This is a genomic window from Arthrobacter sp. 05L421 (assembly GCF_056397785.1).
This window is the reverse complement of record NZ_JBFTOC010000028.1, coordinates 1-16,304: the sequence shown is the minus strand read 5'-3', so window position 1 is coordinate 16,304 and position 16,304 is coordinate 1. Positions and strand designations below refer to the sequence as shown.

The following is a 16,304-nucleotide window of genomic DNA, read 5'->3' as shown; positions in this document are numbered from 1 at the left end:
TCCCTGCCGCTGTCCCACGATTCCCCAGAAAGGTCTTTGTGAGCTTCTTCGCAAGACTGAAGGAAGACCTCGACGCCGCCCGGTCCCACGACCCGGCGGCTCGAGGTTCTTTTGAGAACTTCTTCGCCTATTCCGGCCTGCACGCAATCTGGTTCCACCGCCTGACGCACCGGCTGTGGCAAAACCCGGTCCTGCGGTTCCCGGCACGGCTCATCTCCCAGCTCGCCCGGTTCCTCACCGGCATCGAGATCCACCCCGGCGCGACCATCGGCCGGCGTTTCTTCATCGATCACGGCATGGGCGTGGTCATCGGCGAGACCGCCGAGATCGGCGAGGACGTCATGATCTACCACGGCGTGACCCTCGGTGGCCGCTCTCTCGCCAAGATCAAACGCCATCCCACCATCGAGGACCGCGTGGTGATCGGCGCCGGGGCCAAGATCCTGGGCCCCATCACCATCGGTCGGGACAGCGCCGTCGGCGCCAACGCCGTGGTGGTCAAGGATGCCCCGGCTGAATCGATCGTCACCGGTGTGCCGGCCACCTGGCGGCACCGCGACTCGCAGCGTGAGACCAAGCCCGCCGTCGACCCGGCCGAATACCTGATCGATTACCACATCTAGGACCCCTACTGACTGCCCGGCAGCGGTCCGGCGGCCCGCTCCCGGGGCCTCGGCGGTCCTACCCGGGGAACCGCTTGTAAATGTTCCACAGGATGGCGTCGAACGCCCGGTCCGGCAGCAGGTGGCGCAGCATGAGGATCCCCCGGGCGCTGGCACCCACCGGGTACCGTGTCTTGGGCCGCCGCGCCGTCGCCGCGTGCAGGATCGCCTCGGCGGCGAGCTCCGGCCGCGCCGAGGTTGCCGCGTTGTCCGTGGTGGCCAGCGCGGCCGCCACCACCTTGGCCTGGGCCCCGTACGGGCCACTCCCGGAGCTGGCCAACAGCCCCTGCGCCGCAATGGCGCCCCACTCCGACAGCGTCCCGGCGGGCTCGATGATGGCCACGTCGATGCCGTGCGGCTTGAGCTCGAGCCGCAACGAATCGCTCAGGCCCTCCACCGCAAACTTTGTCGCGTGGTACCAGGCGCCCAGCGGCTCGTACATCTTGCCGCCGATCGATGAGATGTTGATGATCCGGCCCGCCCGCGCGGCCCGCATGGCGGGGATCACGAGCTGCGTCATCCGCGCCAGGCCGAAGACGTTCACGTCGAACTGACGCCGCCCCTCGGCCAGCTCCACCTCCTCGAGCGAACCGTACGTCCCGTAGCCGGCGTTGTTGACCAGGACATCGATCCGGCCGTGCACGGCCAGCACTTCCCCGACGGCGGCGCTCATCGAGGCCTCATCCGTCACGTCCAATGCCATCACCTTGACGCCGGAGGCCTTCAACGGCTCCATTTTCTCCACCCGCCGGGCCCCGGCATAGACGGTGAAGCCGGCCGATGCAAGCTTTTTCGCGGTTTCAAAGCCGATCCCGGTGGACGCACCGGTGACAAACGCTACGGGCTGGGGCATGAGCAAAACTCCTTGGGCGCTGAACTCCTTCGGCAGGAGCGGCCGGAGACACGGACGGCCGGCGCCTCCCAGAGTATCTGGAAAGGGCCGGCCGTCTATGGTGCTGCTAGTGGGTGTCGACTGCCTCGATCTCGGACTTGTCCTCGCCCCAGAGGGTGTGGAACGTGCCCTCGGCGTCGACGCGGCCGTAGGTGTGCGCACCGAAGAGGTCGCGCTGGCCCTGGATGACGGCGGCCGGCAGGCGCTTGCGGCGCAGGCCGTCGTAGTAGGCCAGTGAGGAGGAGAACACCGGCACCGGGATGCCGAGCTGCACCGCGGTGGACACTACCCGGCGCCAGGCCGGGAGGACCTCGGCGATCGCCTTGGTGAACGCCGGCGCGAAGAGCAGGTTGGCCGGCTTCTCCGCCGCGGCGTAGGCCTTGGTGATCTCCTTGAGCAGTTCCGCGCGGATGATGCAGCCGCCGCGCCACAGCGAGGCGATCTCATCCAGCTTCAGGTCCCAGCCGTATTCCTTGGCCGCAGAGGTGAGCATGTCCAGCCCCTGGGCGTAGGAGACCAGCTTGGAGGCGTAAAGCGCCTGGCGGACGTCTTCGACGAAACTCTCGGGGACCTCGACGGCGGCCTCGCCGCCGGCCAGCAGCTCCTGGGCCAGCACACGCTGCTCCGCCTGCGAGGACAGGGCCCGGGCGAAGACGGACTCTGCGATGCCCGATGTCGGGGAACCGAGTTCGAGCGCGGAGATGACCGTCCAGCGGCCGGTGCCCTTCTGGCCGGCAGCATCCACCACGACGTCGACGAACGGCTTGCCGGTCTTCGCATCGACGTGGCCGAGGACCTCGGCGGAGATTTCGATCAGGAAGGAGGCGAGGTCGCCCTTGTTCCACTCTTCGAAGATCTTGGCCTGCTCGGCCGGTTCGATTCCGGCGCCGGAGCGCAGGAGGTCGAAGGCCTCGCCGATGACCTGCATGTCGGCGTATTCGATCCCGTTGTGGACCATCTTGACGAAGTGGCCGGCGCCGTCGGTGCCGATCCAGGCGCAGCAGGGCTGGCCGTCGACGTGCGCGGCGATCTTTTCCAGCAGCGGGCCGAGGGCGTCGTAGGACTCCTTGGAACCGCCCGGCATGATCGAGGGGCCGTTGAGGGCGCCTTCCTCGCCACCGGAGACTCCGATGCCGACGAAGTGCAGGTCCTTCTTGGCGAGCGCGGCCTCGCGGCGGCGGGTGTCCTCATAGTGCGAGTTGCCGGCGTCGATGATGATGTCGCCCGCCTCCAGAAGCGGCTCGAGCTGCTCGATCACGGAATCGACCGGCTTGCCGGCCTTGACCATGATCAGTACGCGGCGCGGCTTCTCCAGAGAATCAACGAGTTCCTGGAGGGTCTCCGTGCGGACGAAGTCGCCCTCATCGCCGTACTTGGCGAGCAGGGTGTCTGTCTTTTCCACCGACCGGTTGTGCAGGGCAACGGTGAAGCCGTTCCGGGCCAGGTTGCGTGCGAGGTTGGCCCCCATCACGGCGAGGCCGGTAACACCGATGTGTGCTGACATCAAAACTCCAATTCATTTCTGTGCACCATGATTTTGTGGACCATGGATGCACGGCGGTTCATCTAAGACGTTCATCTAGGACTCGGCAGGTTGCGCCGCAAAGGGCAGAACCCGCTCTTGAGGATTTGTGGCTGTCCATAAACCATATGTATTTCCGCGGGCTGCGGGAAAGCAGCGCCCACGTAGCGGAATACTGTGCGTCATAAACAGTCTATGATCACCGGCGCCCGCCACGCCGGTCGGCCCGGAGCAGGTCCACAGCATTATGCTTACGACTATGTCAACCAGCCTCCATCATCGTGCCATTGAGCACCTCGGAACCCGGATCGTGGCCGGCGAGCTGCCGCCCGGGCACGTCATGCTTGCGGAGCACCTTGAGGACGAACTCAAGGTCTCCCGCTCGGTGGTCCGGGAGGCCGTCCGGGTTCTCCAGTCCCTGGGCCTGGTTGAGACCATCAAGCGGGTCGGCATCCGGGTGCTGCCCTCGAACCGCTGGAACCCGTTCGATCCGCTCGTGATCCGCTGGCGCCTGGCCGGTGAGGGCCGCGGCGCCCAGTTGCGCTCCCTGGCCGAGCTCCGCACCGCCGTCGAGCCGGTGGCCGCCGAACTGGCAGCGGCCAACGCCCCCGAGGCACTCCGCCGGGAGCTCGTGGAGATCTCGCACGCCATGCGCGACGCCGGGCAGGCCGGGGACGTGCCCCGGTTCCTGGATCTGGACATCCTGTTCCATTCCCTGTTGCTGACCGGCTCCGGCAACGAGATGTTTGCCAACATGGTGGGCCAAGTGACCGAGACCCTGACCGGCCGCACCCTCCACGGCCTGATGCCGGACCACCCGCGGGAGACGGCGCTGCAGTGGCACGTGGAGGTGGCCGAAGCCATCGCCGCCGGGGATGCCGCCGCCGCCCGCGAGGCCTCCAACCGGATCATGCGGGAGACCATCTCGGAGATGGAGCCGAGCTGGAAGAACCAGCCGCGGGTGTTCGTCCCGGTCGAGCGGCACTAGCTCACCCCTGGCGGACCGGATCCCCGGGCCCGACGACGGCGGCGCGCCTCACGCCGGGGCCGGGCGGAAGTCCAGCAGGACCTTCCCGGAAACAGCCGCATTCCTGGCGACGTCGAACGCTTCCAGTCCGCGGTCCAGCGAAAAGGTGTGGGTGACCACGGGATCCACCAACAGCGATCCGTCGGCGAGTGCACCGAGAACCTCATCGATTTCGTCGTTGAAGCGGAACGAGCCCACCAGCTCGAGCTCGCGCGTGATGGCCAGGGAGATCAGGACCGGCTGCGGGCCCGAGGGCAGCAGTCCCACCATCACCACCCTGCCGCCGCGGACCGCGCCCTTGATCGCAGAGGCCAGGCCCTGGTGGCTGCCTGAGGACTCGATGACGACGTCCGCCTCCACCGCCGCGATCGCCTCGACGTCGTCCCCCTTGAGGACGGCGTCGGCTCCCACGGCACGGGCGATTTCCAGCGGTCTGTCGTGCATGTCCACGGCCACGATCCGGACTGCGCCGGCCCGCTTGAGGACCGCCACCGCCAGCGCGCCGATGGGGCCGCTGCCGATCACCAGCGCCGTCTTTCCCGCGACGTCCCCGGCGCGCGACACGGCGTGCCATGCGACGCTGGCCGGTTCCGCCAGGGCCGCGGTCCGCAGTTCCAGGGCCGCCGGCAGGGGCCGGAGCATCCTGGCAGGCAGCGTGGCGTAGCGGCTGAAGGCCCCGTCGGTGTGCGGATAGCGTGCGGCGCTGCCCAGGTAGGTGCACCCTGGTGACAGGTTGGGCCGGTCTGCGGGGTACCGGGCGCTGCCCGGACCGGGTGTGGCGGGATGGACTGCGACGGGCGTGCCGGGCGCTGGGCCCGATCCGTCCGCGGCGGCCCGGACCACGGTTCCCACGATCTCGTGGCCCAGGACCAGGGGAGCTTTCAGGATGGATTCGCCCGCCGCACCGTGCAGCCAGTAGTGCAGGTCGGAGCCGCAGATGCCGCCGAAGGCCACTTCGATGACGGCCTCATCGGGCGCCGGTGCAGGCACGGGAATGTCCTCGATCCGCAGGTCTCCCGCCGCGTGGGCCACCACCGCCGGGGCCGTGGCCGGGAGTTGTGCCGCGGCGCCCATTAGACCACCACCGTCATTCCGCCGTCGATGAAGATGGTTTGGCCGTTGACGAAGTCCGAGCCGCTGGAGGCCAGCCACACCGCGGGACCGGCCAGGTCCTGCACGGTCCCCCACCGGTGCGCCGGGGTCCGGCCCAGGATCCAGGCGTTGAACGCCTCATCGTCCACGAGGTTCTGCGTCATCTCGGTATGGATGTAGCCCGGCGCGATGCCGTTGATCTGCAGCCCGGACCCGGCCCATTCCGCGGTCATCGCCCGGGTCAGGTTCCGCAGCCCGCCCTTGGCCGCCACATAGGGGGCGATGGTGGGCCGGGCGAGGTCGGTCTGGACCGAGCAGATGTTGATGATCTTGCCCCGGCCCCGGGGGATCATGTGCCGGGCCGCGGCGCGGCCCACCAGGAAGGCGCTGGTCAGGTCCGTGGCGATCACCCGGTCCCAGTCCGCGACGTCGAGCTCCAGCATCGGGACCCGGTGCTGGATGCCGGCGTTGTTCACCAGGATCGCCAGCGGCCCCACGTTCTCCTCCACCCAGGCCACGCCCCGGGCGGCCTCGGCGTCGCTGGTGACATCGAAGGCGCAGCCGTGCACCCGGCCCGGCGGGTAGTCCGCGGCCATCGCGGCCTCGGCGGCCTTGAGCCGGGCCGGGTTGATGCCGTTGAGCACCACGGTGGCGCCGGCGTCGGCCAGGGCCCGGGCCAGGGCGTTGCCGATCCCCCGGCTCGAACCGGTCACCAGGGCTACACGCCCCGTCAGGTCAAATAGTCCATTCATGGTTTGCTGATCCTCATTTGGTCTTCACTGCTGGATTAACTGTTGTGCTGACTGTGGTGTTGTCGCTGAGATTCGAGATGGTTTGCCGCACGACGGCGAGGTCCCGGTCCCCCAGCCCTTGGCGCTTGAGTTCCGCGTAGAGCTCGACGCCGGCGGCAGCCATCGGTACCGCGGCACCGGCCGCCGAGGCGCTTTCGAGCACGAAGGACAGGTCCTTGTGCATGAACTTGGCCGGTCCGGTGGGCTCGTAGTTCTTGGCGGCGAGCCGTGGCCCCACGATGTCCAGGACCCGGCTGCCGGCCAGTCCGCCCGCGAGCACTTCGTAGAGGGCGGCCACGTCCATGCCGGAGCGTTCGGCGAGCTCCGCGGCCTCGGCGAGCGCCGCCGTCGTAGTTCCGACGATCAGCTGGTTGCACGCCTTGGCGAGCGATCCCGCACCCAGCGGTCCGAGCCGCCGCACGGTGCTACCCATCGCGCTGAAGAGCGGCAGGAGCCGGCGGAAGTCTTCCTCGCTGGCGCCGGCCATGATGGCGAGGGTTCCGTCCACCGCACCTTTCGTGCCGCCGCTGACGGGCGCATCGACGACGACGGCGTTGCCTCCGCTCGCCTCCGCGACGCGCGCCCCGAATTCTTGCACCGCAGAGGGCGAGACGCTGCTCATGACCACCACGGCGGTTCCGGGGGCGGGCGGCCTGGCGGCCCAGCCGGCCAGGAGCGGGGCGCTGACATCTTCAATGTCGGACAGATCCGGGAGCATGAAGACGATGACGGGCAGGTCGCGGAGAGCCTCGGCCGCGGCCACGCTGGATCCGCCCCGGGCCACGAAGGCCTCCAGGGCCGCCGGCGACCGGTTCCAGGCGCTGACGGCCCACCCCGCCGCGAGGAGGTTGGCGGCCATCGGCGCACCCATCAGTCCGAGGCCGACGAAGCCGGCCTCCTTGCGGTCCATCTCCATGCTGCCTCACATCGTCGTGGCTAATCTTTGCAGTGGTTAACATTTGAAACTGTTCAGCATTCTAGCCTCCATTCAGTATGATGAACACTATGACGACCCAAACCACCGTCGCGATCGCCGTCCCGCTCGAAGCAGAGCTGGTGGAACGCATCCGCGCCGTAGACCCGTCCGTGACCGTCCTCTACGAGCCCGAGCTCCTGCCGCCGGAACGCTTTCCCGCCGACCATGCGGGCGATCCGGACTTCCGCCGGACGCCAGAACAGGAAGAGCGCTACTGGGACATGCTCAACAAGGCCCAGGTCCTGTACGGGCTCCCCAACGAAAGCCCGGCGGGCCTCGCCAGGATCGCCGGCAGCAACCCCCGCCTTGAGTGGATCCATGCCATGGCGGCAGGTGCCGGCGGTGCCGTGAAGGCCTCGGGACTGGACGCCGCGACGCTACAGAAGTTCAAGGTCACCACCTCCGCCGGGGTGCATGCCCTGCCGCTGGCCGAATTCGCCGCCCTCGGCATCCTCAACGGCTTCAAGCGCAGCGCGGAACTGGCCCAGGACCAGGCCGCCAGGCTCTGGCCCGAGCTCCGCACCCCCACCCGCCTGGTTAATGGCTCCCGCCTGGTGGTCACCGGGCTGGGCGAGATCGGGCTGGAGACCGCACGGATCGCCCGCGCCCTGGGCATGATCGTCAGCGGCACCAAGCGGACCGTGGAGCCCATCGACGGGATCGACGTGGTCACGGACAACGACGGCGTCGCCGGGCTGCTCGGCACCGCAGACGCCGTCGTCAACACCCTTCCCGGCACGCCGTACACCGAGAAGCTCTTCGGCCGCGAGATTTTCGCTGCCATGAAGCCCGGGACCGTCTTCGTCAACGTGGGCCGCGGCACGGTGGTGGATGAGGAGGCGCTCGTGGAGGCGCTGAGGAACGGCCAGGTCTCCTACGCCTGCCTGGACGTCTTTGCCGTGGAGCCGCTCCCGCAGGACAGCCCGCTGTGGACCCACCCCAGGGTGATGGTCTCCCCGCACACCTCGGCCCTCAGCGCAGCCGAAAACCGGCTGATCGCCGAGCGCTTCTGCAGCAACCTGCGGACCTACCTCGACGGCGGCGAACTCCCCCACCTCGTGGACACGGTCCACTTCTACTAAGCCCAGCTTCCGCGCCAAGCACCCAGGGCGGCCCCACCGGAAACGGTCGGGCCGCCCTTTGGTGTCCGGCGCGCCCCGCTGGGCCGCATTGGGCCGCAGCTCCGGCTGGCGACGCGCACTCACCCTGACGCCGCACCTCCCGCTCCGCGACGCGCATATTGCTTGTCGATGCGTGTCCCGCTCCGCGACGCGCATTTCGCTTGTCGACGCGGGTATTTCGGTCGCGCCCGGTATTGTGCGCGTCGCCAAGCAATTCCGGTGTCGTAGAAATGGCCGTGGCCCCTCCCTGGGCGGAAGGCGACGCGCATCCACTCTGACGCCGCACCTACTGATCCGCGACGCGCAAATTTCTCGCGGATGCACATATTGTCCCTCGACTCGTGTATTCCGGTCGCGCCGGGTATTGTGCGCGGCGCCAAGCGCTTCCCGTGTCGCAGAAAAGGCCGTGGCCCCTTCCTGGGCGGAAGGGGCCACGGCCTGAAGTGTCCCGCAGGGGGCGGGCTGAGAAGGGCGGCTGCGCCTAGCTGGCGTCCTCAATCAGGAGGAGGTCGCGTCCCACCGTCTCGGGAGTGAAGAAGGTGGTGACGAACGAGATCAGCGCAAGCACCAGCGAGTAGATGGCAAGGACCAGCCAGGAATGGTCCGTGGCGGCCAGAAGCGCGGCGCCTACCAGCGGGACCATCCCACCGGCCAGGACGGCGGAGAACTCGCGGCTCATGGCCACGCCGGTGAAGCGGTACTGCGAGCCGAAGAGTTCAGGCAGCAGCGGGCACTGCGGGCCGAGCATGGACTGAACGCCGAGGGCGATGCCCACCACCATGACAATCCAGACGAGTGTGACGTTGCCCAGGGTGACCAGGTAGAACGCCGGCAAGGCGATGAGCGCCTGGAACAGTGCACCGTAGCGGTAGACCGGAACGCGGCCGAACCTGTCCGAGAGCGCGCCGAAGGTGATCACCATGACGGCGGCGAACCCTGCTGCAATGAGCAGGCCAACCGGACCGATGAATTTGTCGCCGGGAAAAACGCCGTCCTTTGACGCCAGGAACGCGATCAACAGGGCGGAGTAGATCGAGGAGTTCCCGTTTTCGCCCATCCGAAGGCCGATGCCGATCAGCACGTTCTTCTTGGAGTGCTTCCACAGCTGACCGATGGGGTTCTTGACCACATTCTTGTGCTTCTCCAGCTCCTGGAACACCGGCGTTTCCTTCAGCCGAAGCCGAATGAATAGGGCCACCACAATCAGGAGCACACTGGCCAGGAAGGGCACCCGCCACAGCCAGCCTTGCAGGGTGGCCTTGTCGGCCATGGCAATGAGGGCAAACGTTCCGGCGCCGAGCAAGGTGCCCAGCTGGATGCCGACGAACGGGAGAGCGGCGAAGAAACCACGACGGCGGCGCGGCGCGACTTCGGAGATCAGCGTGGTGGCGCCCGCCTGTTCCGCACCGGCACCCAGCCCCTGGCAAATGCGCAGGAACACCAGGAGCACGGCGCCCACCATGCCTGCCTGATCGTAGGTCGGCAGCAGGCCGATGGCAAAGCTGGCGGTCCCCATCAGGGCGATGGTGAGGATGAGGACCATTTTGCGGCCGAACCGGTCGCCGATGTAGCCGAAGACCATTCCGCCAAAGGGCCGTGCCGCGAAACCTACGCCGTACGTGGCAAAGGAAGCGATCAGGGCTCCGTCCTCGCCGAGCGGCGCGAAGAACAGCGGGCCGAAGATCAGGGCCGAGGCCAGGCCATAGATGTAAAAGTCGTAGTACTCCAGAGCGGAGCCTACAGAGCTGGCAAGCGTTGCCCGTCGCAGCTGTTCCGGATCGACGACGGCGCCGTCCGCTTCAGCGAGCGATGTATTAGTACGAGTTGTCACAAGCACTCCCTCAAGAACACTCCAGAACCCCGTTGGCCTGGTGGGATGTGAGCAACCCCTCAAGGAGTCGATCACTATGTTGAACAGAGTACAGCATAGTGATCGACTAACCAATGAATAATCAGACTTATTCGTGGCGCCTCAGGACGGCCCGGCGTTACGGGCCCTATCCCATGGGATTGCCCAGGGACCGGGCAAGGTCCTTGAGTTCCTTCACCATCATGGCGCCTTGCTCCTGCGAGTATGTCGCCTTGAGTGCAGTGACCGAGAGGCCGAGGCTGGGACCGTGGGCACCCCGCGTCGGGACGGCCACGGCCAGGCACACGACGCCGGTGGTGGATTCCTCGCCCTCGAACGCGTATCCCTGCTCCCGGATGACGCTGAGTTGCGCCTTGAGTTCAGCTCCGGTGCGCAACGACTTCGGCGTCAGGACCGGCAGTTCGGCGTCGTCGGCAAACATCGCGTCGACGTCGTGGTCATGCAGTCGCGCTATCAACGCCTTGCCCACGGCGCAGAGGGAAACCGGCATCTTGTCGCCGATGTTGGATGTCAGGCGTACCGCGGGGTGTCCCTCATAGCGGGCGAGATAGATGACATTCGTTCCATCCAGCATGGCAATCCGGACCGTCTCTCCTGAAAGTGTCGGCGCCTGTTCACAGAACCGGTAGAACTCCTGAACCTCGTCGAGGCGGCTGAGGTACGCCGCACCCAGCTCAACCAATTTGCGGCCGAGGGTGAACTCCGCGCCCTGGCGGTGGATAAGCCTGGCCTCCTCGAGTGCGAGCAGCAGGTTGGAGGTTGAGGACTTCGGAATCCCCAGCTCCCTGGCCAGATCACTGAGCGTGAGGCGTCCGGTCGCGGATGCGGCCAGGGCTTCCAGCACGGCGGCGGCACGGGTGACAGCCGGTGCGGGTGAGGCGCTCCCCAATCCGTCGGAGGTTCGGGAAACTCGGGAATCGGCCATGATTCTCCTTCAGGTATCGCGCGCAAGTCGCCGCGGCACTCAATCGAATGCCGTCCAGTCGGCTGAACAGTAACCATCATAATGTCTGGCGTCGTGAATCGGGACCCGGCCGACGCCGCAGACCCGTGGCTCCCCTGCCAGCGCTCCGCGGTGTGAACGGCCGGCCCGTCAGGGAGCGGACACCACGGGATTGGTCAGCTGGCCGATGCCTGCAATGTGGCACGTGACAGAGTCTCCGGGAACGATTGGCGCGGACTCGGCGGGAAAGCCCGTCAGGACTACGTCGCCCGGGTGCAGAGTCATGAAGGACGTCAGATAGGCGAGGATTTCCTCCACCCTCCAGCCGAGATCGGCGGAGCTGGCCGCCTTGAGTTCCGCTCCGTTGTGGTTGATTCCGATCGCCAAGTCGTCCCCCGTCAGGTCCGTGACAATCCACGGCCCCAGGGGCGTGAACGTGTCCTGGCTCTTGGCGCTGATCCACAGTTCGTCGGATTTCTGCAGATCCCGGGCGGAGACGTCGTTTCCAATGGTGTAGCCCAGGACTGCACCCCTGGCGTTGCCGGGCGTTAGCCCGCGGGACCTGCTCCCAACGACGATTGTCAGTTCAGCCTCCGGCTCGACGCAGCCCACCCCCGGACGCAGTTCGATTGGGTCTCCGGGGCCAACCACGCTGGTGGCCGCCTTATGGAAAGCCTGCGGCGGAAGCTCGCGGCCCGCGCGGCCGGTATCGTGCGCCATGCCCAGGACGTTGGCGGGGACGCTGGGCGCGAGGAACGTAAATGAGGCCTCATCCACGGTCGCGCCGATTTCCCAGCCGCTGCGGGGCGGGCTGCCGGCGTTGGCCGCAGAACCGGGGAATGGGGAGGTGGTAACCGTCCACAACGTGCCGGCCGAACTGCCAAAGTCCGGTGCGTCGTTGGCGACGAAGAAGTGTTCGTCCTCGGCCGCACGGGAAAGGGGGCGGACTCTGGCGATTCGGCGGGCAGTAATGGCGGTCATGGCGGTCATGAAAACATCCTAGGCGGCAGGGTCTCGCACCCCGGAATAAGGCCATCGAATAGCCTAATTGCGGTGGCGTCGAAACGCCGTCGGTGTTTCACATTTCCAATCGATCACGGTATATTCGTTACAAGCCTTCCACCGCGGCATCCCCCAATAGTCGCGGTGGAAGGCTTTTCCAATGCCCGGGTGACACCGGTGTCCGGGACCATCCTCAGGAGCTGGCGGAACCGCCCGTCGACGCCGGCCCCGGCACTCTAGGCGCGACACCCTAGGCCCTGCACCCTACGCGGCGTCCGCAACCGCCTCCCGCAGCCGCCAGCCGCCGCCGAGCCCGTCCCGGATCAATTCCATGGTGGTCAGGGCCGATCCGCGGTTGCGGCCCAGCCTTGCCTGGATCTGCCAGACCTCGACGTCCACTCGGCTCAGGCCCTTGGGCATCCGGCGCTCGGCCTCCCACCAGCTGACCCGCTCGAACCAGCGCACCGGCTCGGCCCCGACCAACCACTCCCTGCCCCCGCGGACCACGGCCAGCGGCCGCCCGTCCGGGCCTGTCTTCACCATCACGTGCTCCATGCCCCACACGCTAGGGCGGGGCTCGGACATTTTAGGGCCCGGGCAATTTCTCGGACATTTAGGGCTCGGGCAATACAAGGGCATGGGCATTTCCGGAGCACAGACATTCCACTGAACCGGCGGTCGGAAAGCGTCCGACCGGGTCAACTGGACGCACAAAACCCCGCCTTGCGGACCTTGCGGTCTTGCATGACGGGGTTTCCTGTGGTGGGTCCTACCGGGATCGAACCGATGACATCCACGGTGTAAACGTGGCGCTCTACCAGCTGAGCTAAAGACCCAAACCGCGGTATCGGCGCCTCAGCGCTTCAACCAACGAACAGTTACTGTACCGGATGTCACCGGCTAAGCGCCAATCGCCAAGCCAATCGCCAAGCCAATCAGCCAGGGCCGTTCTTACAGTGCCGGCAGCTCGGCGGCGAGCCAGGTCAGGGCCCCGCTGACGCCGGCGTCCAACTTGATGGTGGCGAGGTTGTCCCCGCGCGTCGGTCCCCTGTTGATGATGACCACGGTTTTGCCCTGCTTCGCCGCGTGGCGGACAAAACGCAGGCCGCTCATCACTGTGAGCGACGAGCCGGCCACGAGGAGGGCACGGGCCGCGTCAACCATGGCGTAGGAGCGCTCGACGCGGTCCTTGGGCACATTTTCCCCGAAATAGACGAAGTCCGGTTTCAAGGTTCCCGCGCAGGCCGGGCAGCGGGCGACGACGAACGATTCGATCAGTCCAGCGTCCTCGACTGTGGCATCGGCGTCGGGGGCCATCTCAACCACCCCGGCGGCCTGCGCCCGTTCCAGGAATCCGGGGTTGAGTTCCTCCAGGACGCTGGCCAGCATCCGGCGGCTGAACAGCCGGCGGCAGTCCAGGCACACAACCTGGTCGAACCGGCCGTGCAGGTCCACGACATTGACGCTGCCGGCGTCCTCGTGGAGACGGTCGACGTTCTGGGTGATGAGTCCGGTGAGCAGTCCCCGCTGTTCCAGCCGGGCTACCGCGGCATGGCCGGCATTGGGATCCGCCCGCCGCAGGTGCGACCAGCCGATGTGGTTGCGGGCCCAATAGCGTCGCCGGTTTCCGGGTTCGCCGATGAATTCCTGGTAGGTCATGGGGGTCCGCGGCGCGGCGCCGGGCCCGCGGTAATCCGGGATGCCCGAATCCGTGCTCAGGCCGGCACCGGTCAGCACGGCAAACTGCCGCCCGGACAGCAGGGCGTGGATGTCCTGGAGGATCCCGATTTCGCTGCGCTGCAGCTCCGCGGCGGTCTGGGCGGCACTCTCGGCGGCCTTGACCGGCGGGAGGCTGGCGAACCCGGTCATGCCGATTCCTGGCCGCCGCTGCCTCATCGGATCAGTTCCCGCCGAGTCCCGCGAGTGCTGTCCGGTATTCGGCAAGGTCCCGGGCCTGGCCGCGGGGATTCACCACCACGTAGCGAACGATTCCCGCCGCGTCGATGATAAAGGTGCCGCGCAGTGCCATCCCGCTCTCAGAGTCGAACACCCCGTAGGCCGAAGCCACGGCGCCGTGCGGCCAAAAGTCGGCGAGCAGGTCGAAGCCGTAGCCTTCCTTCTCGGCGTAGGCCCGTTGGGCGAACTTGCTGTCCACCGAGACAGCCAGCACGGCGGCATCGGCATCCTCGAACAGAGCCAGGTTGTCCCGGATTTCGCAGAGTTCCCCGGTGCAGATGCCGGAGAAGGCGAAGGGATAAAAGACGATGACCACGTTGCGGCCGCGGAAGTCCGAAAGGCGCACCGGTTCGCCGAATTGATTGGCAAGCTCGAAATCCGGGGCGGGTTCGCCGACGCCGGGAACGGGCGCGACGGCGGCTAGCAGCGCAGCGGCAGACACCGCAGTGGCCTCGTGCTGGGCCGCTTGGGTCACTTGTTCTTCCGCGTAACCAGCCGGGTGGCGCTCCAGTCCTTCGAGACGCCGGCGGAAGTCGTGTAGTGGAGCCCTGCTGTGGGCGCGGCATCCTGGATGTCCGCCGGCGACACATAGCCGTCCCGGCCGGACTTGGGAGTCAGGACCCAGACAACGCCGCCCTCGGTGAGCGTGGTCAGCGAATCGACCAGCGTGTCAACAAGGTCTCCGTCACCTGCCCGCCACCAGAGAATGGCGGCATCGACCACCTCATGGTCGTCCTCGTCGAGAAGCTCAGAGCCCGTGAGATCTTCGATATCGTCTCGCAAGTCGAAGTCGACGTCGTCGTCATAACCGAATTCCTGAATCAGGTCCCCGTCTTTGAAACCCAGTTTCTCCGCCACATTTACCGAAGTGGCGGCGTCGGCCTCGCTCACGTGTTGCTCCTATGCTTTGTGAATTGCTTCATGTTTTCAATGGCACTAGTGATTTCCATTACTCCAAGCCAACACCCTTTGAGCTCTCGCTTCAAGCTGTTGGCACCGCGATCCGCCATATTCTGCGTCACACAGCGCGATCCGAAGGCTGCCGGGCAGCGCTTCGTCACACAACCAGTATGCCCGTGAAATACGGTGGCGGGTCCATGCGGCGGCTACGCATCCATCTCCCAGCACGACTAGAGTGGCTGATGACGACTACGCCTGCCCGGGCAACCGCCCGGCTAATTACAGGCAGGCGTACCGTGATTGGACCTTTGCCCGGCGCATACGACCGGGCTGTTGTAACCGATATGTCGCCCACGTCGCGTTCACGCCTGGCAGTCACCCTGCCCGGAGCTGAGGGTGCCGATGGATGCGCTCAAAGAGAGGTTGGACGTGGCTGCAGGAGAAGATACCTCCCATATCCTCAGCGGGTTGACAAACCAGCTGCCTGATCGTGATCCGGAAGAGACCGCCGAATGGCTGGAGTCCCTGGATACCCTGATTCAGGAACAGGGCACGGAACGTGCCCAGTACATCATGCGCAGCCTGCTTCAGCGGGCCGGGGCGCAGAGCGTGGGTGTTCCGATGGTCACCACCACGGACTACGTCAACACCATCCCGGTGGACCAGGAAGCGGAGTTCCCCGGGGACGAGGAGATTGAGCGTAAGTACCGGGCCTGGCTGCGCTGGAATGCCGCCGTCATGGTGCACCGGGCGCAGCGGGCCGATATCGGCGTCGGCGGGCACATCTCCACCTACGCCGGTGCCGCAACCCTGTACGAGGTCGGGTTCAACCACTTCTTCCGTGGCAAGGACCACCCCGGCGGCGGGGACCAGGTCTTCTTCCAGGGCCATGCCTCCCCCGGCATGTACGCCCGCGCCTTCATGGAGGGCCGGCTCTCCGAGGAGGACATGGACGGTTTCCGGCAGGAGAAGTCCAAGGAGGGCCACGCCCTGTCCTCCTACCCGCACCCGCGGCTGATGCCGGAGTTCTGGGAATTCCCSACGGTCTCGATGGGCATCGGCCCGATGAACGCGATCTACCAGGCGCAGTCCAACCGGTACCTGCACAACCGCGGCATCAAGGACACCAGCGACCAGCAGGTCTGGGCGTTCCTGGGCGACGGCGAAATGGACGAGCCCGAGTCCCGCGGCCTGCTCCAGCTCGCCGCGAACGACAAGCTCGACAACCTGAACTTCGTGGTCAACTGCAACCTCCAGAGCCTCGACGGACCCGTCCGCGGCAACGGCAAGATCATGCAGGAACTGGAGGCCTTCTTCCGCGGCGCCGGCTGGAACGTCATCAAGGTGGTCTGGGGCCGGGAGTGGGATGACCTGCTGGCCAAGGACGAGGACGGCTCGCTCGTCAAAATCATGAACGAGACCGTCGACGGCGACTACCAGACCTACAAGGCCGAGTCCGGCGCGTTCGTCCGCGAGCACTTCTTCGGCAAGACCCCGCAGACCAAGGAAATGGTCCAGGACCTGACCGACGACCAGATCTGGAACCTCAA

General features: G+C 66.7%; 15 protein-coding genes, 1 tRNA gene and 1 pseudogene. 4 read left to right on the top strand and 13 right to left on the bottom strand.

Going from position 1 to position 16,304, the window contains the following annotated elements:
* Nucleotides 1-38 precede the first annotated feature (38 nt).
* Nucleotides 39-623, top strand: a complete 585-nt coding sequence (epsC, locus tag AC1DKQ_RS20415; protein WP_476886202.1) for a serine O-acetyltransferase EpsC — start codon at nucleotides 39-41, stop codon at nucleotides 621-623.
* A gap of 58 nt (nucleotides 624-681) precedes the next feature.
* Here the strand turns inward: epsC and AC1DKQ_RS20410 are convergent, their stop codons facing one another.
* Both AC1DKQ_RS20410 and gndA read right to left on the bottom strand, forming a co-directional pair.
* On the bottom strand, nucleotides 682-1,515 hold the full coding sequence (locus tag AC1DKQ_RS20410) for an oxidoreductase (protein WP_476886201.1): 834 nt from the start codon (nucleotides 1,513-1,515) through the stop codon (nucleotides 682-684).
* Nucleotides 1,516-1,621: 106 nt separating this feature from the next.
* On the bottom strand, nucleotides 1,622-3,058 hold the full coding sequence (gene gndA, locus AC1DKQ_RS20405) for an NADP-dependent phosphogluconate dehydrogenase (protein ID WP_018773415.1): 1,437 nt from the start codon (nucleotides 3,056-3,058) through the stop codon (nucleotides 1,622-1,624).
* A gap of 277 nt (nucleotides 3,059-3,335) precedes the next feature.
* On the opposite strand from gndA, the gene AC1DKQ_RS20400 reads away from it, so the two are divergent.
* A complete protein-coding gene (locus tag AC1DKQ_RS20400) occupies nucleotides 3,336-4,064 on the top strand; it encodes a FadR/GntR family transcriptional regulator (RefSeq protein ID WP_476886200.1) in 729 nt (242 codons plus the stop codon).
* Nucleotides 4,065-4,112: 48 nt separating this feature from the next.
* Here the strand turns inward: AC1DKQ_RS20400 and AC1DKQ_RS20395 are convergent, their stop codons facing one another.
* From AC1DKQ_RS20395 to AC1DKQ_RS20385, 3 genes are read right to left on the bottom strand one after another with little or no spacing between them, the layout of a single operon-like run.
* Nucleotides 4,113-5,177, bottom strand: coding sequence for an L-idonate 5-dehydrogenase (locus tag AC1DKQ_RS20395; protein ID WP_476920023.1), 1,065 nt, complete (start codon nucleotides 5,175-5,177; stop codon nucleotides 4,113-4,115).
* A complete protein-coding gene (locus tag AC1DKQ_RS20390; protein WP_476920022.1) occupies nucleotides 5,177-5,947 on the bottom strand; it encodes an SDR family oxidoreductase in 771 nt (256 codons plus the stop codon). The genes AC1DKQ_RS20395 and AC1DKQ_RS20390 overlap by 1 nt, the downstream gene beginning before the upstream one ends.
* A 13-nt stretch (nucleotides 5,948-5,960) precedes the next feature.
* Nucleotides 5,961-6,896, bottom strand: a complete 936-nt coding sequence (locus AC1DKQ_RS20385; RefSeq protein WP_476886227.1) for an NAD(P)-dependent oxidoreductase — start codon at nucleotides 6,894-6,896, stop codon at nucleotides 5,961-5,963.
* Between the two features lie 83 nt (nucleotides 6,897-6,979).
* On the opposite strand from AC1DKQ_RS20385, the gene AC1DKQ_RS20380 reads away from it, so the two are divergent.
* Nucleotides 6,980-8,044, top strand: coding sequence for a D-2-hydroxyacid dehydrogenase (locus AC1DKQ_RS20380; RefSeq protein WP_476920021.1), 1,065 nt, complete (start codon nucleotides 6,980-6,982; stop codon nucleotides 8,042-8,044).
* A 520-nt stretch (nucleotides 8,045-8,564) separates the two neighbouring features.
* On the opposite strand, the gene AC1DKQ_RS20375 is transcribed toward AC1DKQ_RS20380, so the two are convergent.
* The 8 genes from AC1DKQ_RS20375 to AC1DKQ_RS20340 all read right to left on the bottom strand — a co-directional run bounded on the left by AC1DKQ_RS20375 (nucleotide 8,565) and on the right by AC1DKQ_RS20340 (nucleotide 14,745).
* Entirely contained in the window at nucleotides 8,565-9,920 is a 1,356-nt protein-coding gene (locus tag AC1DKQ_RS20375) for an MFS transporter (protein ID WP_476886196.1), read from the bottom strand.
* Nucleotides 9,921-10,080: 160 nt separating this feature from the next.
* Entirely contained in the window at nucleotides 10,081-10,878 is a 798-nt protein-coding gene (locus tag AC1DKQ_RS20370; protein ID WP_476920020.1) for an IclR family transcriptional regulator, read from the bottom strand.
* A 168-nt stretch (nucleotides 10,879-11,046) separates the two neighbouring features.
* Nucleotides 11,047-11,877 (bottom strand): fumarylacetoacetate hydrolase family protein, encoded by an 831-nt coding sequence (locus AC1DKQ_RS20365; RefSeq protein WP_476920029.1) that lies wholly within the window; start codon nucleotides 11,875-11,877, stop codon nucleotides 11,047-11,049.
* Between the two features lie 285 nt (nucleotides 11,878-12,162).
* Nucleotides 12,163-12,453: a hypothetical protein gene (locus AC1DKQ_RS20360; protein WP_476886194.1), complete on the bottom strand. Its 291-nt coding sequence runs from the start codon at nucleotides 12,451-12,453 to the stop codon at nucleotides 12,163-12,165.
* A gap of 205 nt (nucleotides 12,454-12,658) precedes the next feature.
* Nucleotides 12,659-12,734, bottom strand: a tRNA-Val gene (locus tag AC1DKQ_RS20355).
* A 115-nt stretch (nucleotides 12,735-12,849) separates the two neighbouring features.
* Complete coding sequence (locus AC1DKQ_RS20350) at nucleotides 12,850-13,794, bottom strand: NAD-dependent protein deacetylase (RefSeq protein WP_476886193.1); 945 nt, start codon at nucleotides 13,792-13,794, stop codon at nucleotides 12,850-12,852.
* A gap of 4 nt (nucleotides 13,795-13,798) precedes the next feature.
* Nucleotides 13,799-14,296, bottom strand: a complete 498-nt coding sequence (locus tag AC1DKQ_RS20345) for a peroxiredoxin (RefSeq protein WP_476886225.1) — start codon at nucleotides 14,294-14,296, stop codon at nucleotides 13,799-13,801.
* Between the two features lie 29 nt (nucleotides 14,297-14,325).
* On the bottom strand, nucleotides 14,326-14,745 hold the full coding sequence (locus tag AC1DKQ_RS20340) for a DUF3052 domain-containing protein (protein WP_018773429.1): 420 nt from the start codon (nucleotides 14,743-14,745) through the stop codon (nucleotides 14,326-14,328).
* Nucleotides 14,746-15,156: 411 nt separating this feature from the next.
* Here AC1DKQ_RS20340 and AC1DKQ_RS20335 point away from each other — a divergent pair.
* A pseudogene (locus AC1DKQ_RS20335) lies at nucleotides 15,157-16,304 on the top strand (pyruvate dehydrogenase (acetyl-transferring), homodimeric type); the annotation flags it as partial.